At 71.4% G+C, this 19,753-nt stretch carries 16 protein-coding genes and 1 tRNA gene; 11 read left to right on the forward strand and 6 right to left on the reverse strand.

Features of this window, described 5'->3' with window-relative positions:
- The first annotated feature begins 81 nt into the window (after positions 1–81).
- The gene (pyk, locus tag VGE38_RS11335; protein WP_331142650.1) at positions 82–1,533 is read left to right on the forward strand and encodes a pyruvate kinase; all 1,452 of its coding nucleotides are present in this window, start codon (positions 82–84) and stop codon (positions 1,531–1,533) included.
- Here the strand turns inward: pyk and VGE38_RS11340 are convergent, their stop codons facing one another.
- Together VGE38_RS11340 and VGE38_RS11345 are read right to left on the reverse strand one after the other, a co-directional pair.
- Positions 1,534–2,313 (reverse strand): transcriptional regulator, encoded by a 780-nt coding sequence (locus VGE38_RS11340; protein WP_331142651.1) that lies wholly within the window; start codon positions 2,311–2,313, stop codon positions 1,534–1,536.
- A gap of 33 nt (positions 2,314–2,346) precedes the next feature.
- Positions 2,347–2,429: transfer RNA gene (locus VGE38_RS11345), tRNA-Leu, on the reverse strand.
- An 87-nt stretch (positions 2,430–2,516) separates the two neighbouring features.
- On the opposite strand from VGE38_RS11345, the gene VGE38_RS11350 reads away from it, so the two are divergent.
- From VGE38_RS11350 to VGE38_RS11375, 6 genes are all read left to right on the forward strand, one after another.
- Positions 2,517–3,119 (forward strand): ANTAR domain-containing response regulator, encoded by a 603-nt coding sequence (locus tag VGE38_RS11350; protein WP_331142652.1) that lies wholly within the window; start codon positions 2,517–2,519, stop codon positions 3,117–3,119.
- 247 nt (positions 3,120–3,366) lie between these two features.
- Complete coding sequence (locus VGE38_RS11355; RefSeq protein WP_331142653.1) at positions 3,367–4,524, forward strand: branched-chain amino acid ABC transporter substrate-binding protein; 1,158 nt, start codon at positions 3,367–3,369, stop codon at positions 4,522–4,524.
- 156 nt (positions 4,525–4,680) lie between these two features.
- Entirely contained in the window at positions 4,681–5,595 is a 915-nt protein-coding gene (locus tag VGE38_RS11360) for a branched-chain amino acid ABC transporter permease (protein WP_331142654.1), read from the forward strand.
- Positions 5,592–6,734 (forward strand): branched-chain amino acid ABC transporter permease, encoded by a 1,143-nt coding sequence (locus tag VGE38_RS11365; RefSeq protein ID WP_331142655.1) that lies wholly within the window; start codon positions 5,592–5,594, stop codon positions 6,732–6,734. Before VGE38_RS11360 ends, VGE38_RS11365 begins: the two co-directional genes overlap by 4 nt.
- Complete coding sequence (locus VGE38_RS11370; RefSeq protein ID WP_331142656.1) at positions 6,727–7,632, forward strand: ABC transporter ATP-binding protein; 906 nt, start codon at positions 6,727–6,729, stop codon at positions 7,630–7,632. The genes VGE38_RS11365 and VGE38_RS11370 overlap by 8 nt, the downstream gene beginning before the upstream one ends.
- On the forward strand, positions 7,613–8,326 hold the full coding sequence (locus VGE38_RS11375; protein WP_331142657.1) for an ATP-binding cassette domain-containing protein: 714 nt from the start codon (positions 7,613–7,615) through the stop codon (positions 8,324–8,326). The genes VGE38_RS11370 and VGE38_RS11375 overlap by 20 nt, the downstream gene beginning before the upstream one ends.
- Here the strand turns inward: VGE38_RS11375 and VGE38_RS11380 are convergent.
- Complete coding sequence (locus tag VGE38_RS11380; RefSeq protein WP_331142658.1) at positions 8,308–9,228, reverse strand: LysR substrate-binding domain-containing protein; 921 nt, start codon at positions 9,226–9,228, stop codon at positions 8,308–8,310. The two genes, VGE38_RS11375 and VGE38_RS11380, sit on opposite strands and share 19 nt — an antisense overlap.
- Positions 9,229–9,304: 76 nt before the next feature.
- Here VGE38_RS11380 and VGE38_RS11385 point away from each other — a divergent pair, with 76 nt between their 5' ends.
- A complete protein-coding gene (locus VGE38_RS11385; RefSeq protein ID WP_331142659.1) occupies positions 9,305–12,730 on the forward strand; it encodes a bifunctional proline dehydrogenase/L-glutamate gamma-semialdehyde dehydrogenase in 3,426 nt (1,141 codons plus the stop codon).
- 22 nt (positions 12,731–12,752) lie between these two features.
- Here VGE38_RS11385 and VGE38_RS11390 read toward each other — a convergent pair whose 3' ends face one another.
- The gene (locus VGE38_RS11390) at positions 12,753–13,862 is read right to left on the reverse strand and encodes an alcohol dehydrogenase catalytic domain-containing protein (protein WP_331142660.1); all 1,110 of its coding nucleotides are present in this window, start codon (positions 13,860–13,862) and stop codon (positions 12,753–12,755) included.
- Between the two features lie 142 nt (positions 13,863–14,004).
- On the opposite strand from VGE38_RS11390, the gene VGE38_RS11395 reads away from it, so the two are divergent.
- Positions 14,005–14,571, forward strand: a complete 567-nt coding sequence (locus VGE38_RS11395; protein WP_331142661.1) for a GNAT family N-acetyltransferase — start codon at positions 14,005–14,007, stop codon at positions 14,569–14,571.
- A 9-nt stretch (positions 14,572–14,580) separates the two neighbouring features.
- Here VGE38_RS11395 and VGE38_RS11400 read toward each other — a convergent pair whose 3' ends face one another.
- A complete protein-coding gene (locus tag VGE38_RS11400; RefSeq protein ID WP_331142662.1) occupies positions 14,581–15,021 on the reverse strand; it encodes a hotdog fold thioesterase in 441 nt (146 codons plus the stop codon).
- 41 nt (positions 15,022–15,062) lie between these two features.
- Here VGE38_RS11400 and polA point away from each other — a divergent pair, with 41 nt between their 5' ends.
- Positions 15,063–17,765: a DNA polymerase I gene (polA, locus tag VGE38_RS11405; protein WP_331142663.1), complete on the forward strand. Its 2,703-nt coding sequence runs from the start codon at positions 15,063–15,065 to the stop codon at positions 17,763–17,765.
- Between the two features lie 4 nt (positions 17,766–17,769).
- On the opposite strand, the gene VGE38_RS11410 is transcribed toward polA, so the two are convergent.
- Complete coding sequence (locus VGE38_RS11410; RefSeq protein WP_331142664.1) at positions 17,770–19,023, reverse strand: lipopolysaccharide biosynthesis protein; 1,254 nt, start codon at positions 19,021–19,023, stop codon at positions 17,770–17,772.
- A 221-nt stretch (positions 19,024–19,244) separates the two neighbouring features.
- On the opposite strand from VGE38_RS11410, the gene VGE38_RS11415 reads away from it, so the two are divergent.
- Positions 19,245–19,753, forward strand: a 509-nt coding sequence (locus tag VGE38_RS11415) for a hypothetical protein (RefSeq protein ID WP_331142665.1), incomplete at its 3' end; no start/stop codon positions are given.

Here is a 19,753-nt window from a genome sequence, read left to right on the forward strand (position 1 = left end):
CAGTCGTCAGGAGGCCGGGATCACGTCCAGGGACGTGGTCCCGGCCTCTTTGATCGTTCCACGGGTCGCTAGGCTGGGGCCGTGAGGCGAGCGAAGATCGTGTGCACCCTGGGCCCTGCCGTCGGAACCGAGCGCCGCGTCCGCGAGCTCGTGTACGCCGGCATGGACGTCGCCCGGCTCAACATGAGCCACGGCACCCACGAGGAGCACGCCGAGCGCTACCGCCTCGTGCGCCAGGCCGCGGACGCCAGCGGTCACGCCGTGGGCATCTTCGCCGACCTGCAGGGCCCGAAGATCCGGCTGGAGACGTTCGCGGACGGTCCGGCGCAGCTGCGCCGCGGCCAGAGCTGGACCATCACCACGCGTGAGGTGCCCGGCGACGACACGATCTGCGGCACGACCTACAAGGGGCTGCCCGGCGACGTGAAGGTCGGCGACCCGATCCTGATCGACGACGGCAAGATCCGGCTCCGGGTGACGGCGGTCGAGGGCAGCGAGGTCCACACCGAGGTGCTCGTCGGCGGACCGGTCAGCAACCACAAGGGCATCAACCTGCCCGGTGTCGCGGTCTCCGTGCCCGCGCTCTCGGAAAAGGACGTGGAGGACCTCCGGTTCGCGCTCGCTCTCGGCGTCGACTACGTCGCCCTGAGCTTCGTGCGCAACGCCAAGGACGCCGAGGACGTCCGGGCGATCATGCGGGAGGCCGGACGGATGGTGCCGGTCATCGCCAAGATCGAGAAGCCGCAGGCCGTGGAGAACCTCGACGAGGTCATCGACTCCTTCGACATGTTCATGGTGGCCCGCGGCGACCTGGGCGTGGAGTGCCCGCTGGAGGAGGTGCCCTTCCTGCAGAAGAGCATCATCGAGAAGGCGCGCCGCAACGCCAAGCCCGTCATCGTGGCCACCCAGATGCTCGACTCGATGGTCAGCAACCCGCAGCCCACGCGCGCCGAGGCCAACGACGTCGCCAACGCCGTCCTCGACGGCGCCGACGCGGTGATGCTCTCGGCCGAGACCAGCGTGGGGGAGTACCCCGTCCACACCGTCGAGACGATGGCGCGGATCATCGAGGCGACCGAGCACCACGCCTACGAGGCCAAGGGGCTCGCGCCGATCGACTGGAGCCCGCGCACCAAGGGCGGCATCATCGCCAAGGCGGCCGAGGAGGTCGCCGAGCGGGTCGGCGCCAAGTACCTCGTCGCCTTCACCACCACCGGCGACTCGGCGATGCGGCTGTCCCGACTCCGCGGCCCGATCCCGCTGCTCGCCTTCACGCCGCACGCCTCCGTGCGCTCGCAGATGGCGCTGAGCTGGGGCATCGAGCCGTTCAAGACCGCCGAGGTCGAGCACACCGACGAGATGGTGCGCCAGGTCGACGAGCAGCTGCTGCAGCTCGGCCGGGTCCAGGAGGGCGACCTCGTCGTGATCATCGCCGGCGCGCCTCCGGGCATCCCCGGCTCCACCAACGCGCTCCGCATCCACCGGATGGGTGACGCCATCAACGAGGTCGCCCCGGCGTACCGCAGGAGCTGATCACCTCTTCAGGCCGATCAGCTCGTCGAGACGGGCGACGGCAGGCCGACGCGAGACGCTGATGGTCTTCCAGTTCGACTGCCGCCACGGGATGTCGAGGAGGTCGAGGGCCCAGCAGCAGAGCTCGCGGATGTCGGCGGAGTTGTTCGTGAACTGCCAGCGCGGGTGGTCGTAGCGCTTGGGCCGGCCGGCGACGATCCTCTGGGTCCAGTTGTTCGCCCGGCAGCCGTCGGAGTGGAACAGCCCGCGCAGAAACGCGGCGGGATGCGTCTCCACGATCATCCGCTGCCAGTCCTCCAGCACGATCGGTCGCTCGTGCTTGCGGCCGGGGCCGTGCTGGGGGAACAGACACGTCCAGTGCTTCCACGAGATCGTCGTGATCACGGCTCCTGGCACCAGGCGGGTGTGCGGCCGTCCGTCCGGCTTGACGGTGCGCATCAGCACCTTCAACCGATCGTTGTCATCGGCGTACCGCCTGTCGTTGTACACGTGCAGGTTGTAGACGTCACGTCGGCCACGAGAGATGTGCCCATCTCCTAGGTACCAACCGAGCAGTTCCGCGTACTCGGCTGTCGCCAACGGCCCATCACCGCAACGCGGGCACGGCGGATCCACGTGTCGCTGCCCGCGTGTCTGTCCGCGCCGTTGGTAGAGCCGTCGCCAGCGTCTGATGGTCTTGACCGCGACGCCGTGGAGCGCGGCATTGTCCACGTCGCGCATTCCGCTGTCGGACGCGCGAAGCGCGCTGTCGACTGTCTCTTGGGGGCGGATGTGCGGCATGCACCGATGGTGTGCGCAGGCACCGACAGTCGGTGCCGGGTGCGGGACTCGAACCCGCACGCCTTGTGGGCAACGCTTTTTGAGAGCGCCGCGTCTACCGATTCCGCCAACCCGGCCACGTGCTGCGATCCGTCAACCTATCCGATGTGACCCTGTCGGCATCACCCGGCCCGCGCCATGCACCATGCCCTAACCTGAACGCCGTGACCCAGCCCAACCCCGAGCCGCGCACCGTCGTCATCGCCGAGGACGAGGTGCTGATCCGGATGGATCTCGCCGAGATGCTCGCCGAGGAGGGCTACCGGGTGGTGGGGCAGGCCGGTGACGGCCAGACCGCCATCGAGCTGGCGCAGGAGCACCGGCCGGACCTGGTGATCCTCGACGTGAAGATGCCCGTGCTCGACGGCATCGCGGCCGCGGAGGCGATCGCGCGGCAGCGGATCGCGCCGGTGGTCATGCTGACCGCCTTCTCCCAGCGTGAGCTGGTCGAGCGTGCCCGTGACGCCGGGGCGATGGCGTACCTCGTCAAGCCGTTCACCGCCGCTGACCTGGTGCCGGCCATCGAGCTGGCCGTCAGCCGGTTCTCAGAGCTCTCGCAGCTCGAGGCGGAGGTCGCCGGGCTGAGCGAGCGGCTGGAGACACGCAAGCTGGTCGAGCGCGCCAAGGGCGTGCTGCAGCAGCAGCTGGGGGTCACCGAGCCGGAGGCCTTCCGGTGGATGCAGAAGACCGCCATGGACCTGCGGCTCTCGATGCGCCAGGTCGCCGAGGGCGTCATCGCGCACGGGGCGGGCATCGCAGGCTCCTGAGCAAGCACGACGGGCACGTCGTGCGCAAGAGCCGCGGGTCGGCGGTTTCGTAACGACGACGTCGCCCAGATAACGGATTCGTCAGGATTCGATGTGGTGGGCGCAACCTCCTTCCGCCCTCCGGAATGTCGGTGTACGTTCCCGCGCAGTGGGTGGACGACGGACCTCGGGAGGGTCGTGGTCCCACCCCTCACACCCCGTTGCTCCGGGCACTGTGCCGGGGGCAGTTCAAGGAAGTAGGAACGTCTTGCGACGAAACACTCGATACGGCTTCGGAGCCGTTGCCGTTTCGCTGGCGCTGGCCCTGTCCGCGTGTGGCACGACCGATACTGACGGCGAGGGCGGCGACGACGCCGAGGGCCTGACCGCTTCCATCGGCATCATGGGTGCGCTCAGCGGCGGCAACGCCTCGATCGTCATCCCGTCGGTCAACGGCGCCAAGCTGGCCCTCGAGGAGTGGTCGGCCGAGCACAAGGACTTCAAGATCACCCTGCAGGAGTTCGACACCGAGGGTGACCCGGCCAAGGCCACGCCGGCCGCGACCAAGATGGCGACCGACGAGAACTTCCTCGGCGTGATCGGCGGCGCGTTCTCCGGCGAGACCCGCGCGACGAAGGGCATCTTCGCCGACGCCGGCCTCACGATGATCAGCCAGTCCGCCACCGCCACCGACCTCACCCTCGAGGAGCCGTCGCCGGTCTTCCACCGCGTCATCGGCTACGACGAGATCCAGGGCGCGGCCGTCGGCAAGTACATCGCGGAGGTCCTCGGCGCCAAGAAGGTCTACGTCGTCGACGACTCCACCACCTACGGCCAGCCGCTGGCCGACAAGGTGCGCGCCACCCTGGGCTCCGCCGTGGCGGGTAGCGACAAGACCCAGGAGAAGCAGACCGACTTCTCCGCTGTCGTCTCCAAGATCAAGACCGCTCAGCCCGACGCGATCTTCTACGGCGGCTACGCGGCCGAGGCCGGTCCGTTCCTCAAGCAGCTGCGCGACGCGGGCGTCCAGGCGCCGTTCGTCGGCGGCGACGGCCTCTACGGCGCGGACTTCCCGAAGGCCGCCGGCGAGGCGTCCGAGGGCGCCATCGTCACCTGCCCGTGCCTGCCGTCCGAGGAGGCCGGCGGCTCGTTCGGTGCCGACTACGAGGCCAAGTTCGGCGAGAAGCCGGGCGCGTACGCCGCCGAGGGGTACGACGCCATGACGATCTTCCTCAAGGCGTTCGAGGACGGTGCGACCACCCGTGAGGAGGTCGAGGAGTTCGTCGACAACTACGAGGGCGAGGGTCTGACCAAGACCTACAAGTTCGACGAGAAGGGTGACGTTGCCGAGAGCAACGTCGTCGTCTGGGCCTACAAGGTGCAGGACGGTGCCCTGGTCGCCGACCAGGAGATCGCGCTCGGCTGACGAGCACACAGATGATGACCAGCGGGGCGGTCGGTTTCGTCCGATCGCCCCGCTGTCATGTGCGGTACTTTCCTCGACACCCCCTCTGAGTTCGGGAAGAACTACATGGACTTCAACAACCTCTTCGACCATCTGGGTGCACACACCCTCGATGGCTTGACCAAGGGCTCCATCTACGCCCTGGTCGCGCTCGGGTACACGTTGGTGTACGGCGTGCTGAAGCTGATCAACTTCGCGCACTCCGAGGTCTTCATGGTCGGCACCTGGGCGGTGCTCGGCACCTACACGGTGCTCGGCGTCGGTTCCGGCTCCGGCCTCGGCATGGTGCTGCTGGCGACCGTGGTCGCCCTGTTCGTCGCGGCTCTGGCCTCGGCGAGCGTCGCGCTCGCCGTGGAGCGGATCGCCTACCGGCCGCTGCGCAAGAAGAACGCGCCGCCGCTGATCTTCCTGATCACCGCCATCGGATGCTCGATGGTGCTGGTCGAGGTGTTCGGCCACGTCCTGCGCTACTTCTTCGGCCCGCCGTTCGGCCGCGCCGCGGTGAGCGTCCCCTCGCCGATCCAGACCACGACGCTGTTCGAGGTCGGGGGCGTCGGGTTCACGAACGTGCAGCTGCTCGTGATCGTCGGCGCCGTCGTGATGATGGTCGTGCTCGACACCTTCGTGAACCGGACCCGGCTCGGCCGCGGCGTCCGAGCTGTGGCCCAGGACCCCGACACCGCCGCGCTGATGGGCGTCAACCAGGACCGGGTCATCATGCTGATCTTCGTCCTCGGTGGGGCCATGGCCGGGGTCGCGGCGCTGCTGTTCACGATCCGCTTCGACCTCACCAAGTTCGACATCGGCTTCCTCATCGGCGTCAAGGCGTTCACCGCCGCCGTCCTCGGGGGGATCGGCAACCTGCGCGGCGCGCTGGTCGGAGGCCTGCTCCTCGGCGTCGTCGAGATCTACTCCTCGGCGCTGTTCGAGTCGCGCTGGGAGGACGTCACGGCGTTCATCGTCCTGGTCCTGGTGCTGATGTTCCGCCCGTCGGGGATCCTCGGCGAGTCGCTCGGGAAGGCACGCGCATGAGCATCCTCACGAACGCCTTCAAGGGCATGGACGTCGTCCGCGACCGGTGGGTCGGGGCGCCGAAGTGGGTCCAGCTGGTCGCCGTACTGGCGATGGTGTCCTTCTTCTTCTACCTGCCGTACCTCAACGTCCTGCCGTTCGCCTACATCCGGACCGATCTCAGCTCCGGCGGCACGGACTGGTCGAGCGTGCTGTTCCTCTGCGTGCTCTACATGATCGTGGCGGTCGGCCTCAACGTCGTGATCGGCCTGGCCGGCCTCCTCGACCTCGGGTACGTCGGCTTCTACGCGCTCGGCGCCTACTCGGTCGCGCTCTTCGGCTCCCGGGAGTCGGTCGTCACGCAGAAGATCGCCTCGACCTTCGGTCTCTCCGAGGGCTGGGCGGTCCCGTTCGCTGCCTGCATCCCCATCGCGCTGGCGTTCGCGCTCGTGGCGGGCGTCATCCTCGGTGCGCCCACGCTGCGGCTGCGCGGTGACTACCTCGCGATCGTGACGATGGGGTTCGGCGAGATCATCCGCATCATCCTGCGCAACTCCGACTGGAGCGGCGGCCCCAGCGGCGTCATCGGCATCCCGAGGCCGCCGGGTCCGGAGGACGCGGCCGGACGCCCGTTCTTCAACGGCCTCGACGTGGAGCGGTGGTACTGGTTCGCGCTCGTGGTGCTGATCATCCTCATCCTGGCGGTGCGCCGGCTGGAGAACAGCCGGGTCGGACGGTCCTGGCTGGCCATCCGCGAGGACGAGGACGCGGCGTCCGTCATGGGCGTGCACGCGTTCAAGTTCAAGCTCTGGGCCTTCGCCATCGGCGCCACCCTGGGCGCCATGTCCGGCCTGCTGTTCGCCAGCAAGCAGGGCATCGTGGAGCCCAACGGCTTCGCGCTCAACCTGTCCTTCCTGTTCGTGGCCATGGTGGTCATCGGCGGCTCGGGCAACATGGTGGGCGCCCTGCTGGGTGCCTTCCTCATCACCTACCTGCCGGAGCGGTTCCGGGGCTTCGCCGAGTGGCGCCCGTTCGCGTTCGGTGTCGCGCTGGTCGCGGTGATGGTGCTGCGGCCCCAGGGCCTGGTGCCGAACCGACGACGGGCGCGCGAGCTCGAGGACCGCAAGCAGCAAGCAGAGGAGGCGGCAGCCGATGCCTGAGACCACCGAGAGCCCGACGGCCGGGACCGGCACCACGGGTGCCGGCGTGCTGCTCGAGGTCGACCACGTCACGCTCCGCTTCGGTGGCGTGGTCGCGCTCAACGACGTCCACTTCGAGATCCGCAGGGGCGAGATCCTCGGCCTGATCGGCCCCAACGGCGCCGGCAAGACGACCTGCTTCAACGCGATGACGGGCGTCTACCAGCCGACCGAGGGGACCATCCGGTTCGACGGCCAGCGGATCAGCGGCAAGCGTCCCCACGAGATCACCGCGCTGGGGATCGCCCGCACGTTCCAGAACATCCGGCTCTTCCCCGAGATGTCGGCCCTGGAGAACGTCATGGTCGGTGCCGACGCACGTCACCGCACCAGCGTGCTGGGGGCGCTGTTCCGGCTCTTCCCGCGGGTGAGGCTGGAGGAGCGCGACCTGCCGCGCAACAAGGTGAAGGCCGCCTTCGCCCGCACCTTCGGGGTGAGCCGGCACTACGCCGAGGAAGAGGTCGGCCGGCGGGTGGCCATGGAGCTGCTGCGGTTCGTCGGCATCGCCGACCGGGCCGGCGACCTGGCCAAGAACCTGCCCTACGGCTACCAGCGCCGGCTCGAGATCGCCCGGGCGATGGCCACCGAGCCCCAGCTGCTCTGCCTCGACGAGCCGGCGGCCGGCTTCAACCCCGCGGAGAAGGAGGAGCTCATGGGGCTCATCCGCCGGATCCGCGACCGTGGCCTGACGGTGCTCCTCATCGAGCACGACATGAAGCTGGTCATGGGGGTCACCGACCGGATCGTCGTCTTGGAGTTCGGGAGCAAGATCGCGGAGGGCCTGCCCGCCGAGGTCGCCCGCAACCCCAAGGTGATCGCCGCCTACCTAGGAGAACCTGATGACGCTGCTTCGGCTTGAGGACGTCGTCCTCAACTACGGCAAGATCGAGGCGCTGCACGGGCTGACGCTCGAGGTCAACGAGGGCGAGATCGTCGCGCTCATCGGGGCCAACGGCGCCGGGAAGACCTCCACGATGCGCGCCATCTCCGGCGTGCGCGGCCTGCAGCGCGGCAAGATCTTCTTCGACGGCCAGGACGTGACGCGGCTCCGCGCCGACCAGCGGATGCGCAAGGGCCTGTGCCTGGCGCCCGAGGGCCGCGGGATCTTCCCCGGCATGACGGTCACGGAGAACCTCGACATGGGCGCCTACAGCCGCAAGGACAAGGCCGCGATCGCCGAGGACTTCCAGCGGGTCTACGACCTGTTCCCCCGGCTGCTGGAGCGCAAGAGGCAGGTCGCCGGCACCATGTCCGGCGGCGAGCAGCAGATGCTCGCCATCGGCCGGGCGCTGATGTCGCGCCCGCGGCTGCTGCTCCTCGACGAGCCGTCGATGGGGTTGGCGCCGATGCTGATCCAGCAGATCTTCGACATCATCTCGGAGATCAACGGACAGGGCACCACCGTGCTGGTCGTCGAGCAGAACGCCAAGCAGGCGCTGACGCGCGCGCACCGCGCCTACGTGCTGGAGACCGGCTCCATCGTGAAGTCCGGGACCGGTGCGGAGCTGCTCGACGACGCCAGCATCCGGGAGGCCTACCTCGGCGTGGCCTGATCGGAGGGGACGACCGCCGCCAGGGCCTCACGACAGGCGCGGATGGCGGGCGTCCCCGCGATCGAGCGACGGGTGGCGGTGAACGCCACCCGTCGCGGCGTTCCGGGCAGCTCCACCATCCTGGCGGCCGGCGGCCGACGTACGCCCATCAGGTCCGGCAGGATCGCGACCGCGTTGCCCGACTCGATCAGGGCGACGTGGGCCTGCAGGTCGGCGGTCTCGAACCGTACGTCGGGCTCGAACCCGGCCGAGCGGCACAGCTGCTCGGCCCAGTGCCGCGAGGCGGCGCCCTGGGGCTCCATCACCCACGGCACGTGAGCGGCGTCGGCGATGCCGCGGATGCCTGCCCAGGGTCCGTCACCGGCGGGGACCGCGAGTCGCAGCGCGTCGGTGGTGAGCGGGACCCGGTCCAGCTCGGGGTGCCAGGGCGCCGCGTGCTCGGGGTACTGCTCGGCGATGACGAGGTCGAACTCGCGCACCCACGTCTCGTAGAGCGCCTCCTCCGGCTCGCGCTGGGACAGCGTCACGCGCAGCCGGGGGTGCCGACGGCCGAGCTCGGTCAGCAGCTCGGGGGCGAAGGCCAGCGCCGCGGACTGGAAGACGGCCAGCCGGACGGTGCCGACCACCTCGCCGGCCGGGTCGCCCAAGGCGCGCGCCTCGGCCTCCGCGCGCTCCAGCCGCTGCAGCACGGCCTCGGTGTGACCCACCAGCACCTCGGCGGCGGGCGTGAGCTGCACCCGCCGGCCCGCCTTGCGGAGCAGCGCGACGCCCGCCTCGCGCTCGAGCTGGGCGAGCTGCTGGGACACCGAGGAGGGGCTCTGGTGCAGCGCCTCGGCCACCTCGGCGAGCGTCCCGCGCAGACTCAGCTCGCGCAGCAGGCGGAGTCGTCGTACGTCGAGCAAATCGTCACTCCAGATGATCGATAACCGTCACAGATCGTCGCTTTTCCTTACGGTACCTGCGGCTGATACTCGAGACATGAGGATCGAGGACGTCGAGGAACTGGTCCGCCACTGGCTCGCGGAGGCGGCCACCAAGCCGGTCGACCCGGCGGCGCGCCGGCTCGCCGAGGCGCTGCGCGACCCCGACGGGCTCGCCTTCACCGTGGGCTTCGTGGACCGCGTGGTCCGACCCGAGGACACCCGCGTGGCCGCCGCCAGCCTGCGCGAGCTCGCGAGCGCGCCCCCCGGCTTCCTGCCACGCCATCTGCGGCTCGCGCTGCGGCTGGGCGCGCTCGTCTCGCTGGTCGCGCCCGGTCTGGTGATCCCCGCCGTGCGGCGCGTGCTGCGCGGGATGGTCGGCCACCTGCTGGTCGACGCCACCGACGCCCGCCTGGGGCGGGCGATCGCCCGTCTGCGGCGACAGGGCGTCCGCCTCAACGTCAACCTGCTCGGCGAGGCCGTGCTCGGTGCCGCGGAGGCGGGCCGCCGGCTGGAGGGGACCCGGCGGCTGCTCGAGCGGCCCGACGTCGACTACGTCTCCATCAAGGTCTCCGCCACCGTGCCGCCGCACTCACCGTGGGCCTTCGACCAGGCCGTGGCCGAGATCGAGGAGAGCCTGCTGCCGCTGTTCCGCCTGGCGGCGGCGTCGGAGGCGTCGGGGGCGCCGAAGTTCATCAACCTCGACATGGAGGAGTACCGCGACCTCGACCTGACCATCGCGGTCTTCACCCGGTTGCTGGAGCGTCCCGAGCTGCTCGGCCTGGAGGCCGGGATCGTGCTGCAGGCCTACCTGCCGGACGCGCTCGCCGCGATGATCCGGCTGCAGGAGTGGGCTGCTGCCCGGCGCGCCCGCGGGGGAGCGGGCATCAAGGTGAGGCTGGTCAAGGGCGCCAACCTGCCGATGGAGCGGGTCGAGGCCGAGCTCCATGGCTGGCCGCTGGCGACCTGGGGGACCAAACAGGAGACCGACACCTCCTACAAGCGGGTGCTCGACTACGCCCTGCGCCCCGAGCACGCGGCCAACGTCCGGCTCGGCGTGGCGGGCCACAACCTCTTCGACGTCGCCTACGCCTGGCTGCTCGCCGGAGAGCGCGGCGTCCGGGACAGGGTCGAGTTCGAGATGCTCCTCGGGATGGCCAGCGGCCAGGCAGAGGCGGTCCGGGACACCGTCGGCGGGCTGCTGCTCTACACGCCGGTGGTGCACCCGCGGGAGTTCGACGTCGCGATCGCCTACCTGGTGCGGCGGCTGGAGGAGGGCGCCAGCCAGGAGAACTTCATGTCGGCGGTCTTCGACCTCGACGGCGACGCGGCGCTCTTCGCCCGCGAGCGGGACCGGTTCGCGGCCTCGCTCACGGCCCTGGAGGCCGAGCCCGAGGTCGTCCCGGCACCGCACCGGGTGCAGGACCGACGACACGACGAGCCCGCCATCGAGGCGGTTGCTCGGCCCGGCTTCGACAACACCCCCGACACCGATCCCTCGCTGCCGGGCAACCGCGAGTGGGGCGCACAGATCGTCGCTCGGGTCGCCGGCTCGCAGGTGGGCATGGCGCTCGTGGACGAGCACACCGTGACCGACGCCGACGTGCTCGAGGAGCACATCCAGGGCGCCGTCGCGGCCGCCAAGGCGTGGGGCGCGCTCGGCGGCAGTGAGCGGGCCGCCGTACTGCGCCGCGCGGCCGTGGTGCTGGCGGAGCGTCGCGAGGTGCTGCTGGAGGCGATGGCCGCCGAGTGCGGGAAGACCTTGGACCAGGGCGACCCCGAGGTCTCCGAGGCGGTCGACTTCGCGCGGTACTACGCGGTGCTGGCCGAGGAGCTGGACCGGACGGACGGAGCGGTCGCGGAGCCGGTCGCCCTCACCGTCGTCACGCCGCCGTGGAACTTCCCTGTCGCCATCCCGGCCGGATCCACGCTCGCTGCGCTGGCCGCCGGCTCGGCCGTCGTGGTGAAGCCGGCGACGCAGGCGCGCCGGTGCGGGTCCCTGATGGTCCAGGCGCTGTGGGACGCCGGAGTCCCGCGCGAGGTGCTGCGGCTGGTGCACATCGAGGAGTCGGGCCTGGGCGAGCGGCTGGTGGCCCACCCAGCCGTGGACCGGTTGGTCCTGACCGGCGCCTTCGAGACCGCGCAGCTCTTCCGCCGCTTCCGCCCCGACCTTCCGCTGCTGGCCGAGACCAGCGGCAAGAACGCGGTCGTCATCACGCCGCACGCCGATCTCGACCTGGCGGTGAAGGACGTGGTCGCGTCGGCCTTCGGCCACGCCGGCCAGAAGTGCTCCGCGGCCTCGCTGGCCATCCTCGTCGGCTCGGTCGCCACGTCGCGCCGCTTCCGCGAGCAGCTCGTCGACGCCGTCACCTCACTCCGGGTGGCCTTCCCCAGCGACCCGGCCGCCCAGATGGGCCCGGTCATCGAGCCGGCGCGCGGCAAGCTGCTGCGTGGCCTCACGGAGCTCGGCCCGGGGGAGCGTTGGCTGGTGCAGCCGCGGCGGCTCGACGAGGAGGGGCGGCTGTGGTCGCCGGGCGTGCGGACCGGCGTCGCGCCCGGTTCGGACTTCCACCTCACCGAGTACTTCGGGCCCGTCCTCGGGCTGATGGCCGCCGACACCCTCGAGGACGCCCTCGCGCTGCAGAACGCCGTCGACTACGGCCTCACCGCCGGGCTGCACTCCCTGGACCGTGCCGAGATCGGGCTCTGGCTGGACCGGGTCGAAGCGGGCAACCTCTACGTGAACCGCGGCATCACCGGCGCGATCGTGCGCCGGCAGCCGTTCGGCGGCTGGAAGCGCTCGGCGGTCGGCGCCGGCACCAAGGCTGGCGGCCCCAGCTATCTCATCGGCCTCACCGACTGGCGCTCGGCCCCGGCCACCCGCACCGCGCCGGTGAGCGGGGCCGCTGCCACGCTGCGGGCCGAGGCACCGGCACTGCTGGACCCCGACGGCGTCGCCTTCCTGGAGCGCGCCCTCGGCTCGGACGCCGCGGTGTGGCGGGACGAGCTCGGCCGGCCGCGCGACGTGTCCGGGCTGCGGTCGGAGCACAACCACCTGCGTCACCGCCCCGTGCCGGCCACGGTGAGGTTGGAGGACACGGCAGCCGTCGGGGTCGCCGAGCTGCTGCGCGTGGTCGGCGCGGGGCTGTGCGCCGGCGCGCCGGTCGAGGTCTCGGTGGCGGCCGCACTGCCGGACCCGGTGGTGCGACTGCTGGACCGCCTCGGGGTGGGGTACGCCGTGGCGGACCGGTCGGCGTGGTCGGACCTGCTCCGGCGTACCGAGCCCATCCGCGTCCGCCTGCTCTGCGGCGACCGGCGCGCTTTCGCGGAGGCGAGCGGTGGCCGCGTCGACCTGGCGCTCTACGCCCAGCCGGTCGTCGAGGCGGGCCGCGTCGAGCTGCTCACCTTCCTGCGCGAGCAGGCGGTCGCCGTGACCGCCCACCGGTTCGGGTCGCCCACCCCGCTGGTCCGCGACCTGGTGTGAGCCCTGCCGCGCGCCGCGGGTCCTAGCCGAAGGTGATGATCTGGCGCAGCTCGATGCCCTCGGCGAGGCGGTCCATCGCCGCGTTGATCTCCTCCAGCCCGATGTGGGAGGAGATCAGCCGCTCGACCGGCAGTCGGCCCTCGCGCCACAGCTGGGCGTAGACCGGGATGTCGCGCTGCGGTACGGCGGAGCCGAGGTAGCTGCCCACGATGGTGCGCGCCTCGGCGGTGAGCAGGAGGGGCGAGACCGACGAGCGGGCGTCCGGGCCGGGCAGGCCCACCGTCACCGTGGTGCCACCGGCCGCGGTCAGTGCGACGGCCGTCTCGAACGCGCGGGGGTGTCCGGCCGCCTCGACGACCAGCGCGGCGCGGACGCCGGCCGCCGCCGCCTCCTCGGGGGTGTAGGCCTCCGCGGCCCCGAGCTCGCGGGCCGTGGCGAGCTTGCCCGGCACGGCGTCGACGCCGATCACGTCCGCGCCCAGGGAGACCGCTGTTAGCACCGCTGCCATGCCGACCCCGCCGAGGCCGACGACCGCGACGCGGTCACCGGGGCCGGGCCTGGCGACGTTGAGCACGGCTCCGCCACCGGTCAGCACCGCGCAGCCCAGCACGGCCGCCACGTCCGGCGGCACGTCGTCCGCGACAGGGGTGACCGAGCGTCGGTCGACGACTGCATACGTGGCGAACCCGGAGACGCCCAGGTGGTGGTGGACCGGTTCGCCGTCGCGGGTGAGGCGCCGGTCGCCTGCCAGGAGCACGCCGGCGTTGTTCGCCGCGCTGCCGGGCGTGCACGGCATCCGGCCGTCGGTGGCACAGCCGGCGCACTCGCCGCAACGCGGGAGGAACGCCATCACGACCCGTTGCCCGACGCTGACCTCGGTCACGGCAGTGCCGACCTCGACGACGCGTCCGGCCGCCTCGTGCCCCAGCAGCATCGGCGTGGGGCGCACCCGGTGGCCGTCGACGACGGAGAGGTCGGAGTGGCAGATCCCCGCCGCCTCGACCCGGACCAGCAGCTCGTCGGGGCCCGGCGGCGCGAGCTCCAGGTCACTCACGGTGATCGGCCGGGACAGGGCGTAGGGACGCTCTCCGCCACAGGCTTCGAGGACGGCGCCGCGGATCCGCTGGGTCATGCCCGGATCGTAGTGACCGCCCGATCGTGGGCTCGCGCAACCGGGCCGAAGTGCGTAGGGTCGACTCCCGACAACCACGCGTCGCCCGCTCGGGACCCGGCGCGAGCGTGGTCCGCCAGATGGGAGCTGGAAGGGCATGGGCATGAGCCGCACGCCGGTGTCGCTGCGTGAAGCAGTCGTCTCCGATGCCGCGTTCCTGGTCGACCTGTGGCAGGACACCATCCGCCGCGCCGACCGCACCGACCAGGTCGCCGACCTCGAGACGGTGATCAAGACGGCGGCCGAGTCGCCCGAGCAGCGGCTCCTGGTCGCCGAGTACGACGGCCATCGGGCCGGTGCCGTCTTCCTGATGCTCGGCACCCTCGGCCCGCTCAACCTCGAGCCCGTGGTCTACGCGCTCTCGCCGCACGTGACCGACGAGTTCCAGCGCAAGGGCATCGGACGGGCGCTGATGGACGCCGCTGTGTCGCTGGCGGAGGAGAACGGCGTCACCCACATCGCCACCGCGGCCGCCTCGGGGTCGCGCGACGGCAACCGCTTCCTGGCCCGGCTCGCGCTCGGCGCCGCGGCCACGCTGCGGGTCGCTCCGACCCACACCGTGCGGGCCAAGCTCAACGCGCAGCTGCCCGCATCCCAGCGGGTGATCGGCTACCGGCCGCAGCGGGTGCTCGCCGTACGCCGCTCGATGCGGCGCTCGGCGCAGGGCTGACGCGGGCCGCTACCCCTGCGGCTGCTCGATGAGCGCGCAGGTGATGCGTGAGGTGCACACCCGCTTGCCGCGCTCGTCGCTGATGACGACGTCGTAGGCCGCCGAGGTGCGGCCGAGGTGGATCGCGGTCGCCACCCCGGTGACGGTCCCGGCCGTGACGGCCCGGTGGTGCGTGGCGTTGATGTCGACGCCGACCGCGATCTTGCCCAGGCCGTAGGCGTGGATGCCCGACCCGACCGAGCCGAGCGTCTCGGCGAGCACCACGGAGGCTCCACCGTGGAGTAGCCCGTAGGGCTGGGTGTTGCCCTCGACCGGCATGGTCGCGACGACCCGCTCGGCGGAGATCTCCACCAGCTCGATGCCCATCTTGTCGTTGAGCCCGCCCATGCCGAGCGGCAGGGAGGCGAGGAACTCCTCGATCGACAGGGAGGCGCTGCGCTGATCGGTCATGGGGTCATTCTGCTGTCCGTGCCGGCCGATAGGCTCAGGGGGTGCCAGTGCCTGCTTCGGAGACCCGTCCGCGCCTGCTTCTCCTCGACGGCCACTCGCTGGCCTACCGCGCCTTCTTCGCGCTGCCGGTGGAGAACTTCTCCACCGCCGCCGGACAGCACACCAACGCGGTCTACGGCTTCACCTCGATGCTCACCAACGTGCTGCGCGACGAGCAGCCGACCCACGTCGCGGTCGCCTTCGACCTGTCGCGTCAGACGTTCCGGCTGGAGGAGTACTCCGACTACAAGGCCAAGCGCAACAAGACCCCCGACGAGTTCAAGAGCCAGCTGCCGCTGATCCAGGCGATGCTCGACGCGTGGCGGATCCGCCACCTCTCGCTGGCCGGCTACGAGGCCGACGACATCATCGCGACGCTCGCCACCCGCGCCCAGGCCGACGGCATGGAGGTGCTGATCCTCACCGGTGACCGCGACTCGCTGCAGCTAGTGACCGACAGCTGCACCGTGCTCTACCCGATGCGCGGCGTGTCCGACCTCGCGCGGATGACGCCGGCCGCCGTCGAGGAGAAGTACGGCGTCCCCCCGCATCGCTACCCCGAGCTGGCCGCGATCGTCGGGGAGACCTCCGACAACCTGCCGGGCGTGCCCGGCGTCGGCGCCGGCTTCGCCGCGAAGTGGATCAACCAGTACGACGGCCTCGACAACGTCATCACCCACGCCGACAAGATCACCGGCAAGAAGGGCGAGGCGCTGCGCGCGCACCTCGGGGACGTGATCCGCAACCGGCGGCTCAACGCGCTGGTGTGCGACCTTCCGCTCGAGCTCACGCCCGCCGACCTCGCCCGGTCCGAGTGGGACCGCCAGGCGGCGCTGGAGCTGCTCGACGAGCTGGAGTTCCGCGGCGAGCTGCGCACCCGCATCCTCGGCGTGCTCGCGCCGGCCGAGGACGAGCCGGTCGCCGAGGCGGGCTTCGACCTCGTGGGGGAGTCGCTGGCGCCCGGCTCGGTGGCCGGCTACCTCGCCGGCCTCGGCGCCGAGCCGGTCGCGCTCCACGTGCGCGGCGGCTGGGGCTCCGGCACCGGCCGGGTGGACGGCCTGGCCCTCGCGCTGGCCGGGCCGGACGGAGCCGGCGCGGCGGCGTACGTCGACGTCGCGACCCTCGACGCGGCCGACGAGCAGGCGCTGGCCGCGTGGCTGGCCGACGCCGGCCGGCCCAAGATCCTGCACGACGCCAAGGGGCCGATGCTGGCGCTCGCCGCGCACGGCTGGCAGCTCGCGGGACTGGTCACCGACACGGCGCTCGCGGCCTACCTCGTCGCCCCCGACCAGCGCTCCTACGACCTGGCCGACCTGACGCTGCGCTACCTCAAGCGGGAGCTGCGCACCGAGGGCGACGCCGACCAGGGCCTGCTGTTCGAGGAGGGCGACGCCGTCGCCGACACCGCGATGCTGCACGCCCGGGCGGTGCTCGACCTGGCCGCGGCGCTGGCCAGCGAGGTAGAGCATGCCGGCGGCACCCGGCTGCTGACCGAGATCGAGCAGCCGCTGCTGGGGCTGCTCGCCCGCATGGAGCAGACCGGCATCGCGATCGACACCGAGCACCTGGAGGCTCTCGAGCGGCACTTCGCCGCCGAGGTGAAGCTCGCCGCTGAGGAGGCCTTCTCGGTCATCGGCAAGGAGATCAACCTCGGCTCGCCCAAGCAGCTGCAGGTGGTGCTCTTCGACGAGCTCGACATGCCGAAGACCAAGCGCACCAAGACCGGCTACACCACCGACGCCGAGGCCCTGCAGCAGCTCTACGCCACGACCGAGCACCCCTTCCTCCTGGCGCTGCTGCGCCACCGCGACGTCACCCGGCTGCGGGTCACGATCGAGGGGCTGCTCAAGACCGTCCAGCCGGACGGCCGCATCCACACCACGTTTAACCAGACCATCGCCGCCACCGGCCGGCTCTCCAGCACCGAGCCGAACCTGCAGAACATCCCGATCCGCACCGAGGAGGGCCGCCGGATCCGCTCCGGCTTCATCGTCGGCGCGGGCTACGAGTCGCTCATGACCGCCGACTACAGCCAGATCGAGATGCGGATCATGGCGCACCTCTCGCAGGACGCCCTGCTCATCGACGCCTTCAAGTCCGGCCAGGACTTCCACACGATCACCGCCCGACGGGTCTTCGGTGTCCCCGACGACGCGGTGGTCACTCCCGAGCAGCGCGCGAAGATCAAGGCGATGAACTACGGCCTGGCCTACGGCCTGTCGGCGTTCGGCCTCTCCCAGCAGCTCGGCATCGAGCCGAGCGAGGCGCGCGGCCTGATGGAGGAGTACTTCCTGACCTTCGGCGGCATCCGCGACTACCTCGCGGGCGTCGTCGACGAGGCCCGCAAGACCGGCTTCACCGAGACGATCATGGGCCGGCGGCGCTATCTGCCGGACCTGACCAGCGACAACCGGCAGCGCCGCGAGACGGCCGAGCGGATGGCGCTCAACGCGCCGATCCAGGGCTCCGCGGCCGACCTCATCAAGGTCGCCATGCTCAACACGCAGCGGGCGATGGACGAGGCGGGCCTGGCCTCACGGCTGCTGCTGCAGGTGCACGACGAGCTGGTGCTCGAGGTCGCGCCGGGGGAGCGGGAGGCGCTCGAGACGCTGGTGCGCGAGCAGATGGGTGGCGCCGCCGACCTGCTCGTGCCGCTCGACGTCTCGGTGGGCACCGGCCGCAGCTGGCACGACGCCGCTCACTGACCGCTCACCGGCCCACGAGGTCGTGGCGCATCCGCCACAGGCTCAGCGCCAGCAGCGCGAGCAGGAGCGCGGCGTCGACGGCCGCGACGGTGAGCAGCAGCCGGTCCAGGCTGTCGATGCCGGGGGAGACCGCCAGCAGCGTGGCGACAGCGGCCAGCATCAGGTACGACGACCGCCGCGACTGCCGGGCGAGCACCGCGTAGACCAGCAGCTGCAGGCAGGCCAGCACGGTCCCGAGGGCGGCGAACAGCCACAGCCGCTCCTCGATCTCCGCGTAGTCGCGTCCTCCGACGAACTGCATGGCGATGCCGGAGAGCGCGACCGAGCCGAGCACGCAGCCGGCGCCGAGGACGCAGACGCCGGCCAGACCGCGCAGCAGCGTCCGGCGGCGCTCCCGCCCGGTAGCCAGCGCCGGGAACGCCACCACGACGACGAACTGCGGCAGGAAGAGCACGGCCTTGGTGAGGATCAGGCCACCGGCGTACAGGCCGGAGTCGTGCTCGCTGAGCACGTTGCGGGCGATGAGGATGTCGGCGTTGGTAATGGCGAGGAAGGCCAGCATCGCCAGCGACCCGTGCATGCTCTCGGCGAAGGCCGCGCGGAGCCGGTGGCCGCCCTCCTCCCCGGGACGGCCGCGGTGGTCGCGCCGGCGCAGCGCGATCCTGCCGACGACGACCGGGGCGAAGGTCGCCAGCGCCACCGCCGCCATCGCGGCCCCCTCGGTCGGCCGCACCCACATCGCGACGACACCGATGAGGAGGCGGGGGACGCCGGCCGCGGTGTAGTGGAGGGCCAGCCAGAGCCAGCGTCGCTCGCCCTGCAGGATGCCGGCCTGCGCGCCCTGGACGGTGAGCGGCACGGCGGCCACCGCGAGCAGCAGGGCGGGGTAGATGCTCTCCAGCCGCAAGGTGTGCTGGACGAGCGGGGCCAGCACGAGGAGCAGCCCGCCGAGCGCCAGTGAGAGCCGGGAGGCGAGGGTGAGGATGGTGCGCTCGATCTCGTCGACGGCGTCCGGGCTGGCGGAGATCCGGCGCGCCGCGGTGGTCTGCAGGCCGATCTGCAGGACGCTCGCCACGAGGTAGAGCGCCATCAGGCCGGCCACGGCGCCGTACTCCGCCGGGCCGAGCATGCGGGCGGCGATCATCTGGAAGCCGTACGTCGCGACGTTCATGACGACGATCGCCCCCGCGATGGCGCCGCCGCCTTCGAGGAGCCGCTGGAGGCGGGTCCTGCCCGGGTGGTCGCGCACGCTGCTCACGGCGGCGAGCCTAGTGGGCACTCTCTGGTGGGCCGACTGTGTGGGGCAGGTGTCCCACATATTCCGTGGTGTGCGCTCAGGCGAGCCGGACAAATTGCGATATTTCCCGTGATGACCCGAAACACATGTGGTGTGACCTACACTCCAACCGTTTGCTACTGGGAGGTAGTAGCCCGCCGGGGCGGTGGTGTCCCGGACGGTGTCAAAGAGGGAGATGTCGCATGCGTGCGCCCATCGTGACCGGGGGCCTGCTGGCTGCAACGGTCGCCGTACTAGTGCTGCTCAACGCCGCACTCGAATTGAAGCTCGAGCACCTCGTTCTCGCCGGTGTCCTGACCGGCGCCGTCGTCGCTCTGGTGCCCGACCGCTCGATCGCAGCCCGTCTGGGCGGGTTCGCCGCGGGCGTGCTCGCTGCGTGGATCGGCTTCCTGCTGCGGGCCGGAATGCTGCCCGACTCCGACGGCGGCCTGGCCGTGAGCTTCGCCGTCACCGCCGTGCTGTGCGTCGTCGTGGTGCTGCTGGCCCGCGGGCGCGTCGCGCTCTGGGCGGTGCTGCTGGGCGCCGGCGCGTTCGCCGGTGTGTACGAGACGACGTTCGCGGGCGCGCCGCCGGAGGTCGTGAGGACCTCGGTCGACGCCGTGACCGCGCTGGCCATCACCGTCGTGGTCGGCTTCCTCGTCGCCTCGGCGGCGCCCACGACCCGCCGGCCCGCCGGCACGCCGACCGCGAA

Origin of the sequence: Nocardioides sp. (assembly GCF_036405735.1) — a bacterium.
Taxonomy (GTDB): Bacteria; Actinomycetota; Actinomycetes; order Propionibacteriales; family Nocardioidaceae; genus Nocardioides.